This is a genomic window from Stenotrophomonas sp. 59 (genome assembly GCF_030291095.1).
In the GTDB taxonomy this organism is placed as follows: Bacteria; Pseudomonadota; Gammaproteobacteria; order Xanthomonadales; family Xanthomonadaceae; genus Stenotrophomonas; species Stenotrophomonas maltophilia_Q.
On the sequence record NZ_CP127408.1, the window covers coordinates 4,022,520 to 4,040,351 of the forward strand.

The following is a 17,832-nucleotide window of genomic DNA, read 5'->3' on the forward strand; positions in this document are numbered from 1 at the left end:
CACTTGCCGCGCGTTGCCTGAAGATCCCCCATGAAAATCCTGTACACCAACTTCCACTACGGCGACGGTGGCGGCCACACCACGTACATCGTGTCCCTGGCGCGAGCCCTGCATGGCCAGCACACGCTCCATGTCGCAGCCCCCGCCGACAGCCGCCTGCTGCGCACGGTGGCCGAGGAAGGAATCGCCACCCCGCTGCCGATGGCCTTTGGCAGCGGCCTGCCGACCCTGCCACAGCAACTGGCCGAGCAACACGCGCTGCGCCGGCTGGTGCGTGACGAGGGCATCGACCTGGTCCACGTCAACGGTGCTCGTGATCACCGCTTCGTGATGCAGGGACTGCTCGGCATGCGCCGCCCGCCGATCATCCTGACCAAGCACAACAGCAAGCCCACCCGTACGCTGGGCAATGCCTTCAGGGCACGCTGGGCCACCGACCGCGTGATTGCGGTTTCGGCACACACCGGGCGCCTGCTGGAGCAGGGCCCCTACCGGCGCTGCCCGATCGATGTGGTCCGCAACGGCGTCGACCTGGACCGCTTCGCACCGCTGCCGGCCGATGCCGGCCAGGCGATGCGACAGCAATGGACGCAGGACCCGGATGCGCTGCTGCTGGTCAGCAACGCCGGCACCGATGACTACAAGGGCTGGATCGACCTGGCGCAGGCCATTGCCCTGCTCCCCGACGCGATCCGCCCGCATGTGCACATGGCGGTCGCCGGTCACCTGCCCAGCGCGCAGCAACGCGCGCAGGTGCAGGCCCTCGGTGACGTCGCCGCGCAGGTCCACTTCACCGGCCTGCTGGCCGATACACGCCCACTGATCGCCGCCGGCGACGTCGGCTTCGTGCTGTCCAACGACATCGAAACGATCTCCTTCGCCTGCCGCGAAATGATGGCCAGCGCCAGGCCGATGCTGGTCAGCGACTACGCAGGGCTGCCGGAAAACATCGAGCAGGGTGTCGACGGCTGGGTCGTGCCCACCCGCGACGTGGCCGCCATCGCCGCGCAGGTGCAGGCGATGTATGAACAACGCCAGGCGCTGCCGGCGATGGGCATGGCCGCACGCCACCATGCGGAGCGCGAGTTCGGCCTGCAGACCTTCGCCGGGGCGACCCTGGCCAGTTACGAAGCGGTGCTGGCCTCGGCCTGATCTGCCCGGCGCGGCTCGGACAGGGCCAGCAGCAGGGCAACCCAGGCGGCATAGAACGAGGCGGTTCGCATGTCACGCAGCATCATTTCGGTGACCCCGAAGACGGCGAATGCCACGCAGATGCTCAACCCTGCCGCGGCATGCAACCGCGACCGTTCGTCGCCACGCCACAGGCGTGGCACGAACACCAGCGCAGGGGCCACGTAGACCAGCACCAGGCCAAGCCCTCCCAGCACGCCGTAGGTGGCCAGGAAATACAGCAGGTCGTTGTGGGTCTCGCCGAAGTCACGCGCGACCATCGCCGACACCTTTCCCTCTCCGGCAAGTCGTTCCAGTTCCTGGCGGAAGCGGTCGCCACCACCAACACCGAACACCGGCTGCTCGCGGATCATGTAGCCCGCCGCGGTCCACAACTGAAGGCGGATGCAGACCGAGGTATCGGCCAGGTGGTCGGCACTGCAATCGCCATACTCGCTCACGCCAGCGTCGATGCGATCGCGCAACGCACCATCATGGGTGGCGACAATGCCGACGCCGGCCGCCAGCACCAGACCCAGCAGGATCTTCATGCGGCCAAGCCGGCGCCCCATCACCAGCAGGCCGATCAGCAGGAAGCAGGGAATCGCCAGCAGGCCACCGCGGGTCTGCGTCCACAGGAATGCGACCAGGCCAAGGATGCCGGTCAGCAGCTTCAGCGTGGCTTCGAGGCGGGTGAAACGAGTCACCGGCAGGCCCAGCGACATCAGGCTCAGCACACCGAACAACAGGGTCAGGTCGCCGTAGGTCACCGCATTGAACTGCTGGGTGGCAGGCCGCACGCCGGTCTCCAGCGCCAACCAGCCAATGATGGCTGCTGCCGACCACACCGCGGGCAGGGTGCCAAGCATCGCCCGCGCAAGGATCCTGCGTGGCACCCGCAGCGCGGCGAACAGGATCAGCAGCATCGACAACAGGCGCGCGGCCTTTTCGACCTCCGATCCCTTCCAGATGCCGTGCACGCCCAGGCTGATCAGCACGCCGGCCAGCATCACGCCCATGCCGATGCCCATCCACGCATAGCGCCGGGCGGAACCGGGCAGCAGGCGCGGAGCGGCCGAGGGCAGCACCAGCAGGACGATCGACAGCAGGATCGCCAGGTAGAACCCCGCGCTGCCGCCCTCCATGGTGATCATCAGCAGCGTCGGCAACGCCCCCAGCACCACGGCGTAGGCGCCGGCCAGGAGGCCCGTCGTGCGGGAGGTAGGCGGGGAAAGCGGAGTCACGTGGTGCGGTCGGCAGGTCGGTAGCGATAGACCGGCACGGTGCCGGGAGCGGCCCTCATTCTAGGACAGAGCAGGCCGCTGGTTGACGCAGACTGGCCATGTTTGTCGCTCATTCGTTCAGTCCGCATCCGGCGGCCCCTGCAGCCGGTACTCGCGCTCCAGTTCCTTCAGGTCAGGCACGCAGGCTCCGGACACCGCCCCGGCGGGAACCAGCCACCAGCGACGGCGGTTGGATATGCCGGCCATCTCCGCCTGCGAACGATCAATGCACCCCTGCATGGCATCGTCATTCACCAGCAACCAGCGATGCCGGGGGGACAAGCGCTGCCAGCGCACGGCCGCCTGCAGCTGTTCATGCCAGCGGTTCTCGAATCCAAAGGTTGCCGCGCGGCGGTCCGCCATCAGCAGATTCTGTTCCTTCCAGGCCACCAGCCCCAGCTCCGCGTCTGGCCCGAGACGCGTGCCGACGTCACGCATCAGACCACGCGCGGAGCTTGAATCATTCAGCAACGGGTAGCCGAGCAGGCCGTAGAGCACCCAGGCCACGGCCAGGGTCGATACCAGCGCCAGATGGCTTCGACGCCAGCCAGCCACCACCAGGCTCAAGCCACCCCAGAGCCCCATCGCAAGGATCGTCCACGCCAATGCATCGGTGGCGCCGGGCGCCAATCCGCGTCCACGGGCAAGGCTCACCTCGAAGCGCGGATCACCCAGCAACGCGAGCGCCCCGACCAGGCTCAATCCCAGTGCCAGCAACGCGGCAAACCCTCCCAGTACCGCCTGCACATCCCGTCGCTTCAGCAACCCGGGCAGCAGCGGTGCCAGCGCCAGGCAGAACATCGGCAGCGCCGGCAGGATGTAGACATCACGCTTGCCCTGGGGAATCGAGAAGAACAGCACGACCAGCACCCACCAGGCCAGCGGCAGCAGGTAGCGTGGATCGCGGCGGCACAGGCGCCGGCGCCACGCCGGGATCGCCCATGGCAGCGCCAGAAACGCCGGTATCCACATCGCTGGCATGACACCGAAGAAGTACCACCACGGCTGGTGATGGTCCCAGGACTGCGTGTAGCGGCGGGCCGTCTGCCGCACCAGGATGTCGTTGATGTAGGCGCGGTACTCGTCCGACCCGGTGCCCAGCGCGGCCAGCAGCATCGGCGCCAGCCACAGCGATACCGCCAGCAGGAAGGCCAGCGGTGCCAGCCAGAAGCGGACATCGCGCGCGTGCAGGGAAACACGGGGCCACTGCAGGGCTGCAGCGATGGCCGCCGGCACGATCATCAGCAGCGCCAGCATGCCCACGCCCTTGGTGATCACCCCGATACCGGCAAAGAACCAGCCCAGCCACCACCAGCGCCAGGCCGGGCCCAGCAGCAGGTGGCGCAGCAGGCCATAGTTGGCCAGGGTGATGAACAGCACCAGCAGCGGATCGATCTGCGCCTTCTTCGCCTGGAAGGTGAACTGCAGCGCGAACAGCAGTGCCCACCCGGCGCAGAGCCCGACCTGACGCGTCCACAGCCGGCGCCCCAGATCGACCACGCACCACAGCGTGCCCAGTGCGGCCAGCAGCGAGGGCAGCAGGAAGGCCACGCGCCAGTGGCCAACCAGGCCGTACAGCGAGGCCTGCCACCACATCAGCATCGGCGGCTTGTCCGAATACAGCTCGGTTCCGCGATGCGGGAACAACCAGTAACCGCTGTCGACCATCTGCCTGGCCACCAGCGCGAAGCGTGGTTCATCAGAGGGCCACGGATCGCGGAGACCGAGACCGGCCCCCAGCACCAGCAGGGCCACCACCACGAACAACCACGTCTGGCGCGACGCGTGGGTTTTCAGCATGGGACTCGAAACGGCAGCGGGGGTCAGGCTGCTTTTATCAGACGCGCGTAGAAGAAACCGTCAGCATCGTTGTCACCGGGCAGTCGCTGGCGTGCCACGCCTTCGCAATCCACGCCGAATGCATCGCCCAGCGGCTGCGCCACGGCGTCCGGATGCCACTTCAGGAACGCACGCACCTGATCGATGTTCTCCGCGCGCAGGATCGAGCAGGTGGCATACAGCAGCACGCCGCCCGGGCGCAGCATCGACCAGCAGGCTTCCAGCAGGCGCGCCTGCACGCCCACCAGTGCATCGATGTCTTCGGCGCGACGGTGGAACATCACATCCGGCTGGCGGCGGATCACGCCCGTGGCCGAACACGGCGCATCCAGCAGGATCGCGTCGAACGGCACGCCGTCCCACCACGAGCCGGGATCGCTGGCATCGGCGACCAGGGTCTGTGCATGTTCGCCCACACCGGTGCGGGTGTAGGTGTCGCGCGCACGCGCGAGCCGGCGCGCGTCGATATCCAGCGCCAGCAGGCGCAGGCTCGGGTCACGCTCCAGCAGATGCGCCGACTTGCCGCCGGGTGCCGCGCAGGCATCCAGCACGCGGGCACCGGTCGCGGGCGCCAGCGCATCGGCGGCACACTGCGCCGACAGGTCCTGCACCGACAGTGCACCGTCGCCGAAGCCCGGCAGCTGGTTCACGGCAACGGGGGCCGCCAGGCGCAACGCATCGGCACACAGTGCAGTGGCTTCAGCGGCAATGCCGGCCTCGGCCAGCGTCGCCAGGGCCTTGTCGCGACCACCGTGCTGGCGGTTGGCACGCAGCCACAACGGCGCGGGTTGCAGGCTGGCGCTGAAGATCGCTTCGGCCTGCGCCGGCCAATCGCGTTCGATCGCATCAGCCAGCCATTCCGGGAAGGCGTCGCGCGCAGGCTGTTCGGGGAACCCCTCGCGCTGGGCGCGGCGCAGGATCGCGTTGACCAGGCCAGCCTGGCGCTCACGGCCCAGCGCGCGCGCCGCATCGACCGTAGCCGAAAGTGCTGCGTGCGCAGGCAGTTCGAGCACGTCCAACTGGGCGAAGCCGACCATCAGCAGCGTGCGCAGGTCGGCATCGCGCGCCGACAGCGGCTTCTGCATCCAGGCCTGCAAGGCCGCGTCATAGGTGCTGCGACGGCGCAGCACGGCGAAACACAGGGCTTCCAGCAGCGCGCGGTCGCGGCTGTCGGCCAGCTTCGGCAGTGCCCAGGCCAGTTCGGCCTTCAGCGAACGGCCACGGGTGAACACCTGTGCCAGCACGCGTGCGGCCAGCATGCGCGTGGCCGCGCCCGGTGCCGCCTTGGCGACGGAGAAATCGTTCTGCTTGGACACCGCTTATGCCCCCACGCGCAGATCGCGGCGAGCGTTGAGGTAGTCGGCAGCGGTGATCGCCTTGCCGCCTTCACGCTGCAGCACGCGCAGGCGCAGCGCGCCCTGGCCACAGGCAATGTCGATGCCGTCGCGGCCGGCGGCCAGCACGGTGCCCGGTGCCTGGCCGTGGTCCGCCTCCAGCGCCACCGCGCCGTGGATGCGCACCCGTTCACCGGCCAGCGTCGCCTCGGCGATCGGCCACGGATTGAACGCGCGCACGGTACGCGCCAGCGCGCCGGCGTCCTGCGCCCAGTCCAGCCTGGCTTCGGCCTTGTCCAGCTTGTGCGCGTAGGTCACGCCCTGTTCCGGCTGCGGCCGCGCGATCGGCTTGATGCCGGCGCGCAGCAGGCCCAGACCGTCGGACAGCACCTGGGCACCCAGCTCGGCCAGCTTGTCGTGCAGCTGGCCGCCGGTATCGGTGGCGGCGATCGGAAGCTCCTGGTGCAGCAGCACCGGGCCGGTATCGAGGCCAGCTTCCATCTGCATCAGGCACACCCCGGTCTTCGCGTCACCGGCCTGGATCGCACGCTGGATCGGCGCGGCGCCGCGCCAGCGCGGCAGCAGCGAGGCATGCACGTTCCAGCAAGCATGGGTCGGGATGGCCAGCACCGCCTTGGGCAGGATCAGGCCATAGGCCACCACCACCATCAGGTCCGGCTGCAGGTCGCGCAGCTGCTGCTGGGCGGCCGCGTCCTTCAGCGACTCCGGCTGGTAGACAGGAATACCACGGGCCACGGCTTCGAGCTTGACCGGCGAAGGCGCCAGGCCACGGCCACGGCCGGCCGGGCGATCAGGCTGGGTATAGACGGCCACGACCTCATGGTGGCGCGCAGCCGCGCGCAGCGACGACACCGCGAATTCCGGCGTACCGGCAAAGACAATCCTCATGGCTACCCCACTTGCAGGATGGATTCGTGCAGGAAAGAAAACGGCGCCGTCGGCCGGCGCCGTACAGCCCGCGCGAGCCGCGCAGGCACGGGCCACCCGAAGGGTGGCCCGGATTGGCGATCACGCCACGTGCTTGCGCTGCTTGGCCAGCTTCTTGCGCACCATCTCGCGCTTGAGCGGCGACAGATAGTCGATGAACAGCTTGCCGTCCAGGTGATCCATCTCGTGCTGGATGCAGGTTGCCAGCACTTCGCCGGCTTCCATCTGCTGTTCCTGGCCGTTGCGGTCCAGGTACTTCACGGTGATGGTGTCGGCACGGGTGACGTCGGCGAAGATGCCCGGAACCGACAGGCAGCCTTCCTGGTACACCCGGCCCCCGTCCTTGGCGACGATTTCCGGGTTGATGAACACATGCGGTTCATTCTTTTCTTCGCTGACGTCGATGACCATGAAGCGCTTGTGCACGTCCACCTGGGTGGCGGCCAGGCCGATGCCCGGGGCGTCGTACATGGTCAGGAACATGTTGTCGATCAGTTCCTGGAAGGCCGGCGTGGTGACTTCGGCAGCTTCGATCAACGCGGCCTTGGTACGCAGGCGCGGATCGGGGAACTCGAGAATGGGGAGAAGGGCCATGGCTGTTTCCGGATAGGGGGCCGGCACGCCGGCATACGTCGCAGATTCTAGCTCCAACGCTTGCCTTGCGCCCCGGTTTCTGGACTATAGTGCGCGGACCTGTTGGGGAATCAGGGCTTCACACCTATGTTGCTTCGTTTTCGTACGGTCGTCGCCGCGGCGATGCTGACCGTGGCTGCCTATGCTACCGCCGTGGAAGTGAATGGCGGGCACCCGGACACCTATGTGGTCCGAAAAGGGGATACGTTGTGGGATATCGCCGCACGTTTCCTGCAGAAGCCGTGGCTGTGGCCGGAGATCTGGCAGGCCAATCCGCAGATCGCCAACCCGCACCTGATCTATCCCGGTGACGTCCTGAGCCTGGCCTACCTGGACCGGGTGACCGTGGCGGCCCAGCCCGGCCCGCGCCAGGAGGCCCCGATCGACGCCATTCCGCTGGCCCAGGTCGAGCCGTTCCTGAAGCAGCTGAGCGTGGTCGACAGCATCGAGCAGCTGCCCTACGTGGCCGGCCTGGAGGAAGAACGCCTGCGCGCCACCAGCGGCCACGCCGTCTATGTGCGCCTGGCCGACGCTCAGGTGGGCCAGCGCTGGGCGGTCGTCCGCCCGACTGTGCGCTACGCCCAGCCCAAGCCGACCGAGGACCTGACCGCCAACGGCGACGTCACCCCGGGCAGCGGCAACCTGTGGCGCGCCTACAGCGCGCCCAACCACCGCCGCGGCGTGCTCGGCTATGAGCTGGCCCAGGTCGCCACCGGCACCATCACCCATGTCGCCGGCGGCAAGGTCGAGGCGTCCACCCTGGTGCTGGACAAGAACGAAGGCGGCCGCGAGGTGCGTGCCGGCGACCGCCTGGTGCCGATCGAGGCCAGGCCGTACGACCTGCAGTTCGTGCCCCATGTCCCCGCCGCCGGTGTCGAGGGCGTCGACGTACGCGTGCTGGCCGTCACCGACATGTTCACCGCCGGCGGCCCCCGCGACGTGATCGCGATCTCGGCGGGTCGCACGCAGGGCGTGGACAATGGAACCGTGTTCTCGCTGTGGCGCCCGGGCCGCCATGTGGCGCACCGCATGAAGTACCCGAACTCGTCGCGCACGGACGATTCGCTCAGCACCGGCGCCGGCCGGGTCTCGCTGCCGGACGAGTACGCGGCGCATGCCATGGTGTTCCGCACCTTCGACAACGTCAGCTACGCGCTGGTGATGCAGGGCGTGAAGCCGGTGCGCGTGGGGTACAACGCCCTCCACCCGGACGCGCGATAGAGTCGACTGTGTAGAGTCGACTGTTAGTCGACTGCTTTTCGTCCAGATGCTCGAAAACGCCCGCGCTACGCGCGATGGTCGACTGACAGTCGACTCTACAGGGGCAGTCTCCGGCAAACCCTGACGATCACATGCGAAGGCGCCCTAGGGCGCCTTCGTTGTGTGCAGCCGATAGTGGGGAATGACCACAAATGCACATGAGGCGCTGCTGCGCCTGGTGATGGCAGGCGGCGCGCTGGCGCCACGGCGGGCCCTGCTGCAGGCCGCAGGCAGCGCGGAGATTGCGATCGCGCAGGGCGCCGCGAACTGGCGCGCGCACGGTTGCACGCCAGAGCAGTGCGCTGCACTGGAACGCCCCGACGCCCGCGGCTGGAGCGCGGTAAGGCACTGGCTGGAAGACGACGACCACCATCTGCTGTCCTTCGCCGACGCAGCCTTTCCGCCGCCCCTGCTGGACGTCCCGAATCCGCCGCTGGCGCTGTTCGTGGCGGGCGATCCGAGCCTGGCCTGGCGCCCCTCCGTGGCACTGGTCGGCAGCCGCTCGCCAACCCCGGGAGGACGCGCGCTGGCCGCGCGCTTTGCCAGCTGCTTCGTCGAGGCCGGACTGGCCGTAACCAGTGGCCTGGCGGCCGGCATCGACGCGGCCGCCCACCTGGCCACACTGGAGGCAGGCGGCTGCACCGTAGCGGTGATCGGGACCGGCCCTGATCGGGCCTATCCGGACAGCCACCAACGGTTGCAGGGGCGGATCGCCGCCGAGGGCGCGGTGCTCAGCGAGTACCTGCCGGGCACACCGGCACGCCCGGGCCACTTCCCCGCGCGCAACCGGCTGGTGGCCGGGCTGGCGCTGGCGACGGTGGTGGTCGAGGCCGCGCAACGCTCCGGCGCCCTGATCACCGCACGGCTGGCTGCCGAGGCGGGCCGCGAAGTCTGTGCCCTGCCCGGCTCGGTACTCAATCCACGTGCTGCGGGCTGCCATCGGCTGATCCGCGAGGGTGCCGCGCTGGTCGAGCGCCCCGAGGAAGTGCTGGAGCTGCTGGCCCCTGCCCTTCGCCAGCAGCTGCCGGGCTTGCAATCACGGCTGGCCACCCCCACTGAACAGGCACCGCCGGCACTCCTGCCGGCGCGCTGGGCCGACGACCCTGACTACCAGTGCTTGTGGCGGGCCCTGGACCACAACCCAAGCAGTATGGATTCACTGATCACGCGCTGTGGATTGACGGCGCCCCAGGTGTCCTCCATGCTGCTGGCCATGGAACTGGCGGGAATCGTGGTGTGCGTACACGGCCGCTACTGTCGAACTCCCTAGTTTCTTCACCTCCACAGCGTCGCGCGACGCAGGCCGAGGGGCAATGAAAGAGAGCATCCTGGACGTACTGCTGTACCTGTTTGAACACTATTTCAGCGAAGACGCGGACCTGATCCGTGACCGCGATTCGCTCCAGAACGGCCTGATCCAGGCCGGTTTCAGCCCAACCGAGATCAACAAGGCGTTCGACTGGCTCGACGCCCTGGCCGCGCAGCGGCCGAGCGTGGCCCAGGCACGGGTCGATGGCCCCGTGCGCGTCTACCACGGCCCCGAGCTGGACAAGCTGGACGTGGAATGCCGCGGCTTCCTGCTGTACCTGGAACAGCACGGCATCCTCGACGCCGACCAGCGCGAGCTGGTGCTGGACCGGGCGATGGCCCTGGACCAGGACGAACTGGACCTGGACGACCTGAAATGGGTCGTGCTGATGGTGCTGTTCAACCAGCCTGGCTCCGAAGCGGCCTATGCCTGGATGGAGACGCAGATGTTCATGGACGAGCCAGAACCCCTGCACTGACCGTACACTTGGGGGCATAGCGCATTCAGGAGCGTCCCCGTGAGCGAGTGGTTCCATGCAGAAGGCAACCGGCAGCAAGGCCCGCTGCCGGCGGAACAGTTGGTCGAGTTGTTCCGCAACAACCAGATCACCCTGGACACCCTGGTCTGGCGCGACGGCCTGCCGCAATGGCAGCCGTTGCGCACCGTCGTGGACGAACTCGGCCTGATCGTGCCGGCGCTGGACGCCGCCGCACCGCCGGTCGAACCCGAGCCGGAACCGGAACCCGTCGCACCGCCTCCGCCGCAGCCGCCGGTACTGCCGGCGTCCACGCCCTACGCCACCAGTGCATCGGCCACCGTTCTGCCGGCACCGAAAAAGAAACTGTCCGGCTGTGCGCTGACCGCCATCATCGGTGGTGGCCTGTTGCTGGTGTTGGTGCCGATCCTGGCCATCCTCGCCGCGATCGCGCTGCCGGCCTACAAGGATTACACCGTGCGCAGCAAAGTCGCCGGCGCCGTGACTGCGCTGCAGCCGCTGAAGGACCAGGTGCAGCATTTCGCCGATGACGAAGGCCGCTGCCCGGGTGCCAATGACGCCGGCTTCCCGGCCCCGGGCGACTTCGCCCACGCGGGCCTGTCTGCCGTGAACATCGGCCGCTTCAACAACGGCCACTGCGGCATCGAAGCAACGCTGGCGGTACCGGGCAAGGGCATCGACGGCGACCTGCTGTGGCTGGAATACGACCGTGACAGTGGCCGCTGGGAATGCAGCGGCGAAAGCGACGACAAGTACCTGCCGCAGTCGTGCCGCGGCTGAGCCGCGCGCATGCCAGCACCTCCATGGACGATCCAACAGGGAACATGCAATGACTGAGTGGTATTACGCCGAAGGACAGCAGCGCCAGGGCCCGCTGCCGGTGCAGGAGATCCGCCAGCGCTTCCAGCGCGGCCAGTTGAACCTGGACACCCTGGTCTGGCGCGAAGGCATGGACCAGTGGGCGGCGCTGCGCCAGGTGGTCGACGAGCTCGGGCTGCAGACCCTGGCCGATGCAAGTACCGCCACAGGCAGTGGCGGTTTCGATCTGCGCAACGACTATGCGGCCATCGACAACGGTACCGCGCCACTGCCCGGCACCGGCGCCCTCAGCAGCTCGCCCTACAGTGCCCCGGCAGCGCTCGGTGCCGGCGCCCATGCACAGCCGGTGGTCGGCGGCGAAGTCGTCTATGCGGGCTTCTGGAAGCGCGTGGCAGCCTACGTGATCGACTACTTCGTGCTGGTCATCCCCGGCAGCATCATCGGTGTCATCCTCGGGGTGATCCTCGGCGCCGGCATGGGTGCGGTGGGCAGTGACGAGTCGGCCATCGAGATCGTGGCGCAGCTGGCCAGTGCACTGATCAACTTCGCCATCGGCATGGCGTACTACACCTGGTTCCATGCCTCGAAGGGCGGCGCCACGCTGGGCAAGATGGCGGTGGGCATCAAGGTCGTGCGCGGCAACGGCGAGCGCCTGACCAAGGCCCGCGCGTTCGGTCGTTACTGGGCCATGCTGCTGAGCAGCTTCACCCTCGGCATCGGTTTCCTGATGGCGGCCTTCACCGAGCGCAAGCAGGGCCTGCACGACATGATCTGCGACACCCTGGTGGTCGACCGCTGGGCCTACACCGACCAGCCCCACCTGCAGCGCCGCGAGCTGGGCACCGTCACCGTGCTGGTGCTGGTGTTGACCGGCCTGCTGTCGCTGGTGGGCCTGGCGCTGCTGGTATTCGCGGTCGGCTTCATCGCCAAGATGGCCTCCTGAACGGCCATCCTCACGCCTGGCTGCTTGACACGGGCTGGCCGGGCGTGATTCCTCTAATAAGGTGAACCTGAACGCCCGGCACATTACCGGGCGTTCAGTTTATGGATTTGCGCGTGGCCGCTTCACTAATGCGGCCATTTGCTCCACCCTAGCGGCCCCTTCCCCACGGTTCGCCCCACAGACCCTGCTGCCATGCCCAAGCACCTGCTCATCGTCGAATCGCCGGCCAAGGCCAAGACGATCAACAAATACCTCGGCAAGGATTACACCGTCCTGGCCTCGTATGGGCATGTGCGTGACCTGATTCCGAAGGAAGGCGCGGTCGACCCGGACAACGGGTTCGCCATGCACTACGACGTGATCGACAAGAACGAGAAGCACGTCGATGCGATCGCCAAGGCCGCCAAGGGCGCCGACGACATCCTGCTGGCGACCGACCCGGATCGCGAGGGTGAGGCGATCAGCTGGCATATCGCCGAGATCCTGAAGGAACGTGGGCTGGTCAAGGACAAGCCGATGCAGCGCGTGGTGTTCACCGAGATCACCCCGCGCGCCATCAAGGAAGCCATCAGCCAGCCGCGCGCGATCGCCAGCGACCTGGTCGATGCCCAGCAGGCGCGCCGCGCGCTGGACTACCTGGTCGGCTTCAACCTGTCGCCGGTGCTGTGGCGCAAGGTCCAGCGCGGCCTGTCCGCCGGCCGCGTGCAGAGCCCGGCGCTGCGCATGATCGTCGAGCGCGAGGAAGAGATCGAAGCCTTCATCGCCCGCGAATACTGGTCCATCGCCGCCGAGTGCGCGCACCCCAGCCAGCACTTCAACGCCAAGCTGATCAAGCTGGACGGGCAGAAGTTCGAGCAGTTCACCATCACCGATGGCGACACCGCTGAAGCGGCGCGCATGCGCATCCAGCAGGCCGCGCAGGGTTCGCTGCACGTCACCGACGTGGCCAGCAAGGAGCGCAAGCGCCGCCCGGCGCCGCCGTTCACCACCTCCACCCTGCAGCAGGAAGCCTCGCGCAAGCTCGGCTTCACCACCCGCAAGACCATGCAGGTGGCGCAGAAGCTGTATGAAGGCGTGGCGATCGGCGACGAGGGCACCGTCGGCCTGATCTCGTACATGCGTACCGACTCGGTGAACCTGTCGCAGGATGCGCTGGCCGAGATCCGCGATGTGATCGCCCGTGATTACGGCATCGCCTCGCTGCCGGACCAGCCCAACACCTACCAGACCAAGTCCAAGAACGCCCAGGAAGCGCACGAAGCGGTACGCCCGACCTCGGCCCTGCGCACCCCGGCCCAGGTCGCGCGCTTCCTCACCGACGACGAGCGCCGCCTGTACGAACTGATCTGGAAGCGTGCAGTGGCCTGCCAGATGATCCCGGCCACGCTCAACACCGTCAGCGTCGACCTGTCGGCCGGCAGCGAGCACGTGTTCCGTGCCAGCGGCACCACCGTGGTCGTGCCCGGCTTCCTGGCCGTGTACGAGGAAGGCAAGGACAACAAGAGCGCCGAGGACGAGGACGAAGGCCGCAAGCTGCCGGCGATGAAGCCCGGCGACCGCGTGCCGCTGGAACGCATCCAGGCCGAACAGCATTTCACCCAGCCGCCGCCGCGCTACACCGAAGCGGCGCTGGTGAAGGCGCTGGAAGAGTACGGCATCGGCCGTCCCTCGACCTACGCCTCGATCATCCAGACCCTGTTGTTCCGCAAGTACGTGGAAATGGAAGGTCGCAGCTTCCGCCCGTCCGACGTCGGCCGTGCGGTGTCCAAGTTCCTGTCCAGCCACTTCACCCAGTACGTGGATTACGACTTCACCGCCAAGCTTGAAGACGAGCTCGATGCCGTCTCGCGTGGCGAAGAAGAGTGGATCCCGCTGATGTCGCGCTTCTGGGAACCGTTCAAGGAACTGGTCGAAGACAAGAAGGAATCGGTCGACCGTGCCGAGGCCAGTGGCGCGCGCGAGCTGGGCACCGACCCCAAGACCGGCAAGCCGGTCAGCGTGCGGCTGGGCCGCTTCGGGCCGTATGCCGCCATCGGCAGCACCGCCGAGGATGCCGAGGAGAAGCCGAAGTTCGCTTCGCTGCGCCCCGGCCAGTCGATGCACACCATCTCGCTGGAAGACGCGCTGGAACTGTTCCTGATGCCGCGCGCGCTGGGCGAGGACAAGGGCGAGCCGGTCAGCGTCGGCATTGGCCGCTTCGGACCGTTCGCCAAGCGTGGCAGCACCTACGCCTCGCTGAAGAAGGAAGACGACCCGTACACCATCGACCTGGCCCGCGCCGTGTTCCTGATCGAAGAGAAGGAAGAGATCGCGCGCAACCGGATCATCAAGGAATTCGACGGCAGCGACATCCAGGTGCTGAACGGCCGCTTCGGCCCGTACATCAGCGACGGCAGGATGAACGGCAAGATCCCCAAGGATCGCGAGCCGGCATCGCTGACCCTGGCTGAAGTGCAGCAGCTGATGGAAGAAACCGGCAAGCCGGTGCGCAAGGGCTTCGGTGCCAAGAAGGCCGCTGCGAAGAAGGCGCCGGCCAAGAAGGCCGCGGTGAAGAAGGAAGCCGCGCCGAAGAAGGCTGCCGCCAAGAAGGCCCCGGCCAAGAAAGCGGTGAAGAAGGCTGCCGCGAAGAAGGCGCCGGCCAAGAAGGCCGTCAAGAAGGCTGCCAAGAAATAGATCCGCGCCATGCGTGGATGAGGGTCAAGGTGTGCGGACCAACGGTCCGCACCCACCCGGGTTGCAGGTTCCACCCCATCTGCACGCTGCAGGGGGATAATGAAGGCCCACGCCGGGCCGGTCGCCGCCATGAAAGAACTCACCCTGGACTCTGCTGTCGCCACGCTCCGCGCGGGCGGCGTGATTGCCTACCCGACCGAAGCGGTCTGGGGCCTGGGCTGTGACCCTTCGCACGAGACGGCGGTGCACATGGTGCTGCGACTGAAACAGCGACCGATCGAGAAGGGCATGATCCTCGTTGCCGCCGAACTGCCTCAGCTGGAAGGCTGGGTGCGCCTGCAGGCGCTGCCGGACGCACGCCAACGCGCGGTGCTGGCCAGCTGGCCCGGCGCCAACACCTGGATCCTGCCCGCCGGACCCCGTGCCCAGCCGTGGGTCACCGGGGAGCACAGCGGCATCGCCGTGCGCATCAGCGCCCACCCGCTGGTGGCCGAACTCTGCCGTGCCTGGGGAGGCCCACTGGTTTCCACCAGCGCCAACCTGGCCGGCGAGCCCCCAGCGCGCCGCCGCGAAGAACTGGATCCACGCCTGCTGCGCCTGCTCGACGGCATCCTGGATGGCGAAACCGGTGGCCTGGCCCAGCCCACCCCGATCCGCGACGCGCTCAGCGGCAACGTGCTGCGCTCCTGAGCGGCCGATTGCGCTGCCCCTGACAATCGCGCACCCTGCCGTCATGAACCTGCTGCGCACCGCCTTGGGCCTGTGCCTGCTGCTGCTGCCATCGATGGCACCGGCGGCCGAGGATGTGCGGGTCTACCGCTGCGTCGCCAGCAACGGCGCGGTGGCCCTGCAGGACACGCCCTGCAACAGCGGCCGCCAGGAAGTCCGCGACCTGCAGCGCCCGCGCGATCCAGCGCCGCGGGTGGTACGCAGCGATGCGACGCCCGCACCGCCGGACGAAGCTCCGGTGATGCGTGACCGCGAGGTCCGCCACGTCTACATCCAACCGCCGCAGCCGCTGTACGAATGCGTGCGCGACGACGGCCAGCGCTATACCAGCGACAGCAACGAGGGCAATCCGCGTTGGGTGCCGTTGTGGACCAGCGTCTGGCTGCCACACGGGCATCGGGGCCCGGCCTACCCGGGTCCGCGCCCGGCCATCGGCACACCGATCGGTTCTCCCGTCGGCGAGGGTGCAGGTTACCGGCCGCCCGCAGTCGGCGTAGGCGTGCAGGTCCCGGCCGGCAGCGTCCTGGTGCGCGACAGCTGCCACGCGCTGCCACCCCAGGAGGTCTGCGCGCGCCTGCGCGACCGTCGCTGGGAACTGGATCGTCGCTACAACAGCGCATTGCAGAGCGAGCGCACCGCCATCAGCAACGAACAGCGTGGCATCGACGCGCGCCTGTCACGCGACTGCCAGCGCTGAGCGCAGCCCTGCATCGCAGCCTGTACGCTGTGCGCATGAACAGACTGATCTGGCTGGCCCTGGCGTTGTTGCCCGGCACGGCACTGGCCGAAGCCGGCGTGGTGTACCGCTGCACGTCCAGCAACAGCGACATACCGACCCTGCAACGTACGCCCTGCCCGTCCGGAACCAAGCAGCAGGTGCTGCGCGTGCCCGAGCCGGCCAGTGCACAGCCGGCGGTGGTCGCCGCGCCCCAGGCGCCAGCACCTGTTGCCACCGGGACGCCCGCCGCGGCTCCGGCCAGGCCCGAAGCAGTGCCTGCGGCCGCAGCGGCACCAAGGCGCGCGGACGAAGGGCGCACCATCATGGAAGCGGGAATGGTTGAACGCGAAGGTGGCAACCAGATTCTCGACAGTGCGACCCTGCGCCGTGATGCCGACGCTCGTGCCGAAGCAGGCAACGGACCACCGAAGCCACCACTTCCCCCGATCTTCCAGTGCACCGACGGACAGGGTGGTGGCTATCTGCACGAGTACGAGGCATCACCCGGCCGCTGCGAACCGATGACGGTGCAGGGCCTGGGCGGGGTCACGCCGATGAACGCGGCCGGCTGCGAAGTCGTGCGCGACCGTTGCGAGGAACTGCCCGAAGCACAGCGATGCGGCAGCTGGCAGCAGCGCTTCCGCGATGCACGCGGCCGCGAACGATTCGCCACGCCGGAGAACCGCGACGCTGCACGGGGCGAGCGGGAACGGCTGCAGGGTGTGCTGGAGGCCAGCAACTGCCCGGTACCGGGGTGACCGCATCCACGCATGGCGTGGATCTACCGGTACCGGGGTGATCGGGCGCCGTCGCGGTAGCGCCGGGCCATGCCCGGCGAAAAGACGACCTGCGCTCAGAACCCGTAACGCAGGAAACCGCCGTCCACCGCGATGCACTCGCCGGTGACATAGCTGGCCGCCGGCAGGCACAGGAAGCCCACGGCCGCGGCCACTTCCTCCGGCTCGCCAATGCGGCGCATCGGCGTGCGGTTGATCACTTCCTCGTAGTAATCCGGGTCCGACAACGGACCGGAGGTCCGCCGCGTGCGGATGTACCACGGCGCCACCGCGTTGACCCGGATGCCATCCTCGGCCCACTCGACGGCCAGGTTGCGGGTCATCTGGTGCATCGCCGCCTTGGTCATGCCGTAGACCACGCCGCTGCGCACATGGGTCAGACCGGACACGCTGCCGACGTTGACGATCGACGACGATGCGTGGCGTGCCAGCAACGGATGCGCGTAGCGCGACAGCTCGAATGCCGAGAACAGGTTGGTCTCGAAGATCTTCCGCCATTCGTCCTCGGAATACTCCGTGGCCGCCTTGGTGACGTTGCCGCCGGCGTTGTTGACCAGGATGTGCAGGCCATCGCTGTGGTCTTCCACCCAGTCCAGGATCTGGCGGCGGTCCTCGTCGTCGGAGACATCGGCGGCCAGCGCGTGCACCTGCATCTGCGGATACACGTCCAGCAGCTCGTCGCGCGCGGTCTCCAGCATGTCGATATCGCGCCCGACGATCATCAGGTCCGCCCCGAAGCCGGCCAGTTCGTGCGCGATGGCCAGGCCGATACCGGCGCTGGCGCCGGTGATCAGGGCGGTCTGCCCGTCCAGGCGCCACCGTTGCTGGGTCATGTGTCCTCCGGGGCCGCGCCCGCTGTATTTCGATGCGGCAAGGATACG

Annotated in this window: 16 protein-coding genes; 10 read left to right on the forward strand and 6 right to left on the reverse strand. The window is 68.0% G+C overall.

Annotation, left to right across the window (positions count from 1 at the left end; genetic code table 11):
* Nucleotides 1-30: 30 nt before the first annotated feature.
* Entirely contained in the window at nucleotides 31-1,152 is a 1,122-nt protein-coding gene (locus tag QP552_RS18465) for a glycosyltransferase family 4 protein (RefSeq protein WP_111113039.1), read from the forward strand.
* Here QP552_RS18465 and QP552_RS18470 read toward each other — a convergent pair.
* The 5 genes from QP552_RS18470 to def form a co-directional block, all read right to left on the reverse strand.
* Nucleotides 1,125-2,414 (reverse strand): O-antigen ligase family protein, encoded by a 1,290-nt coding sequence (locus QP552_RS18470; RefSeq protein WP_286074294.1) that lies wholly within the window; start codon nucleotides 2,412-2,414, stop codon nucleotides 1,125-1,127. The genes QP552_RS18465 and QP552_RS18470 overlap by 28 nt on opposite strands.
* Nucleotides 2,415-2,531: 117 nt before the next feature.
* The gene (locus QP552_RS18475) at nucleotides 2,532-4,253 is read right to left on the reverse strand and encodes a glycosyltransferase family 39 protein (protein WP_286074296.1); all 1,722 of its coding nucleotides are present in this window, start codon (nucleotides 4,251-4,253) and stop codon (nucleotides 2,532-2,534) included.
* A gap of 23 nt (nucleotides 4,254-4,276) precedes the next feature.
* Nucleotides 4,277-5,608 (reverse strand): 16S rRNA (cytosine(967)-C(5))-methyltransferase RsmB, encoded by a 1,332-nt coding sequence (rsmB, locus tag QP552_RS18480; protein ID WP_286074298.1) that lies wholly within the window; start codon nucleotides 5,606-5,608, stop codon nucleotides 4,277-4,279.
* Between the two features lie 3 nt (nucleotides 5,609-5,611).
* Nucleotides 5,612-6,535, reverse strand: a complete 924-nt coding sequence (fmt, locus tag QP552_RS18485) for a methionyl-tRNA formyltransferase (protein WP_286074300.1) — start codon at nucleotides 6,533-6,535, stop codon at nucleotides 5,612-5,614.
* A gap of 120 nt (nucleotides 6,536-6,655) precedes the next feature.
* Complete coding sequence (gene def, locus QP552_RS18490; protein WP_010481177.1) at nucleotides 6,656-7,168, reverse strand: peptide deformylase; 513 nt, start codon at nucleotides 7,166-7,168, stop codon at nucleotides 6,656-6,658.
* A 126-nt stretch (nucleotides 7,169-7,294) separates the two neighbouring features.
* On the opposite strand from def, the gene QP552_RS18495 reads away from it, so the two are divergent.
* The 9 genes from QP552_RS18495 (at nucleotide 7,295) to QP552_RS18535 (ending at nucleotide 16,912) form a co-directional block, all read left to right on the forward strand.
* Nucleotides 7,295-8,428, forward strand: coding sequence for a LysM peptidoglycan-binding domain-containing protein (locus tag QP552_RS18495; protein ID WP_106548893.1), 1,134 nt, complete (start codon nucleotides 7,295-7,297; stop codon nucleotides 8,426-8,428).
* 181 nt (nucleotides 8,429-8,609) lie between these two features.
* Entirely contained in the window at nucleotides 8,610-9,737 is a 1,128-nt protein-coding gene (dprA, locus tag QP552_RS18500; RefSeq protein WP_286074304.1) for a DNA-processing protein DprA, read from the forward strand.
* A gap of 43 nt (nucleotides 9,738-9,780) precedes the next feature.
* Complete coding sequence (locus QP552_RS18505) at nucleotides 9,781-10,254, forward strand: DUF494 family protein (protein WP_005411195.1); 474 nt, start codon at nucleotides 9,781-9,783, stop codon at nucleotides 10,252-10,254.
* 39 nt (nucleotides 10,255-10,293) lie between these two features.
* Nucleotides 10,294-11,052, forward strand: a complete 759-nt coding sequence (locus tag QP552_RS18510) for a pilin (RefSeq protein ID WP_106548895.1) — start codon at nucleotides 10,294-10,296, stop codon at nucleotides 11,050-11,052.
* 49 nt (nucleotides 11,053-11,101) lie between these two features.
* The gene (locus QP552_RS18515) at nucleotides 11,102-12,034 is read left to right on the forward strand and encodes an RDD family protein (protein WP_286074306.1); all 933 of its coding nucleotides are present in this window, start codon (nucleotides 11,102-11,104) and stop codon (nucleotides 12,032-12,034) included.
* A 192-nt stretch (nucleotides 12,035-12,226) separates the two neighbouring features.
* A complete protein-coding gene (locus QP552_RS18520; protein ID WP_111113032.1) occupies nucleotides 12,227-14,707 on the forward strand; it encodes a DNA topoisomerase I in 2,481 nt (826 codons plus the stop codon).
* Nucleotides 14,708-14,806: 99 nt separating this feature from the next.
* Entirely contained in the window at nucleotides 14,807-15,397 is a 591-nt protein-coding gene (locus QP552_RS18525) for a Sua5/YciO/YrdC/YwlC family protein (protein ID WP_111113031.1), read from the forward strand.
* Nucleotides 15,398-15,440: 43 nt separating this feature from the next.
* Nucleotides 15,441-16,133, forward strand: a complete 693-nt coding sequence (locus tag QP552_RS18530; RefSeq protein ID WP_286074310.1) for a DUF4124 domain-containing protein — start codon at nucleotides 15,441-15,443, stop codon at nucleotides 16,131-16,133.
* A gap of 35 nt (nucleotides 16,134-16,168) precedes the next feature.
* Entirely contained in the window at nucleotides 16,169-16,912 is a 744-nt protein-coding gene (locus QP552_RS18535) for a hypothetical protein (RefSeq protein WP_111113029.1), read from the forward strand.
* A 95-nt stretch (nucleotides 16,913-17,007) separates the two neighbouring features.
* On the opposite strand, the gene QP552_RS18540 is transcribed toward QP552_RS18535, so the two are convergent.
* On the reverse strand, nucleotides 17,008-17,784 hold the full coding sequence (locus QP552_RS18540) for an SDR family oxidoreductase (protein WP_019660789.1): 777 nt from the start codon (nucleotides 17,782-17,784) through the stop codon (nucleotides 17,008-17,010).
* Nucleotides 17,785-17,832 lie beyond the last annotated feature (48 nt).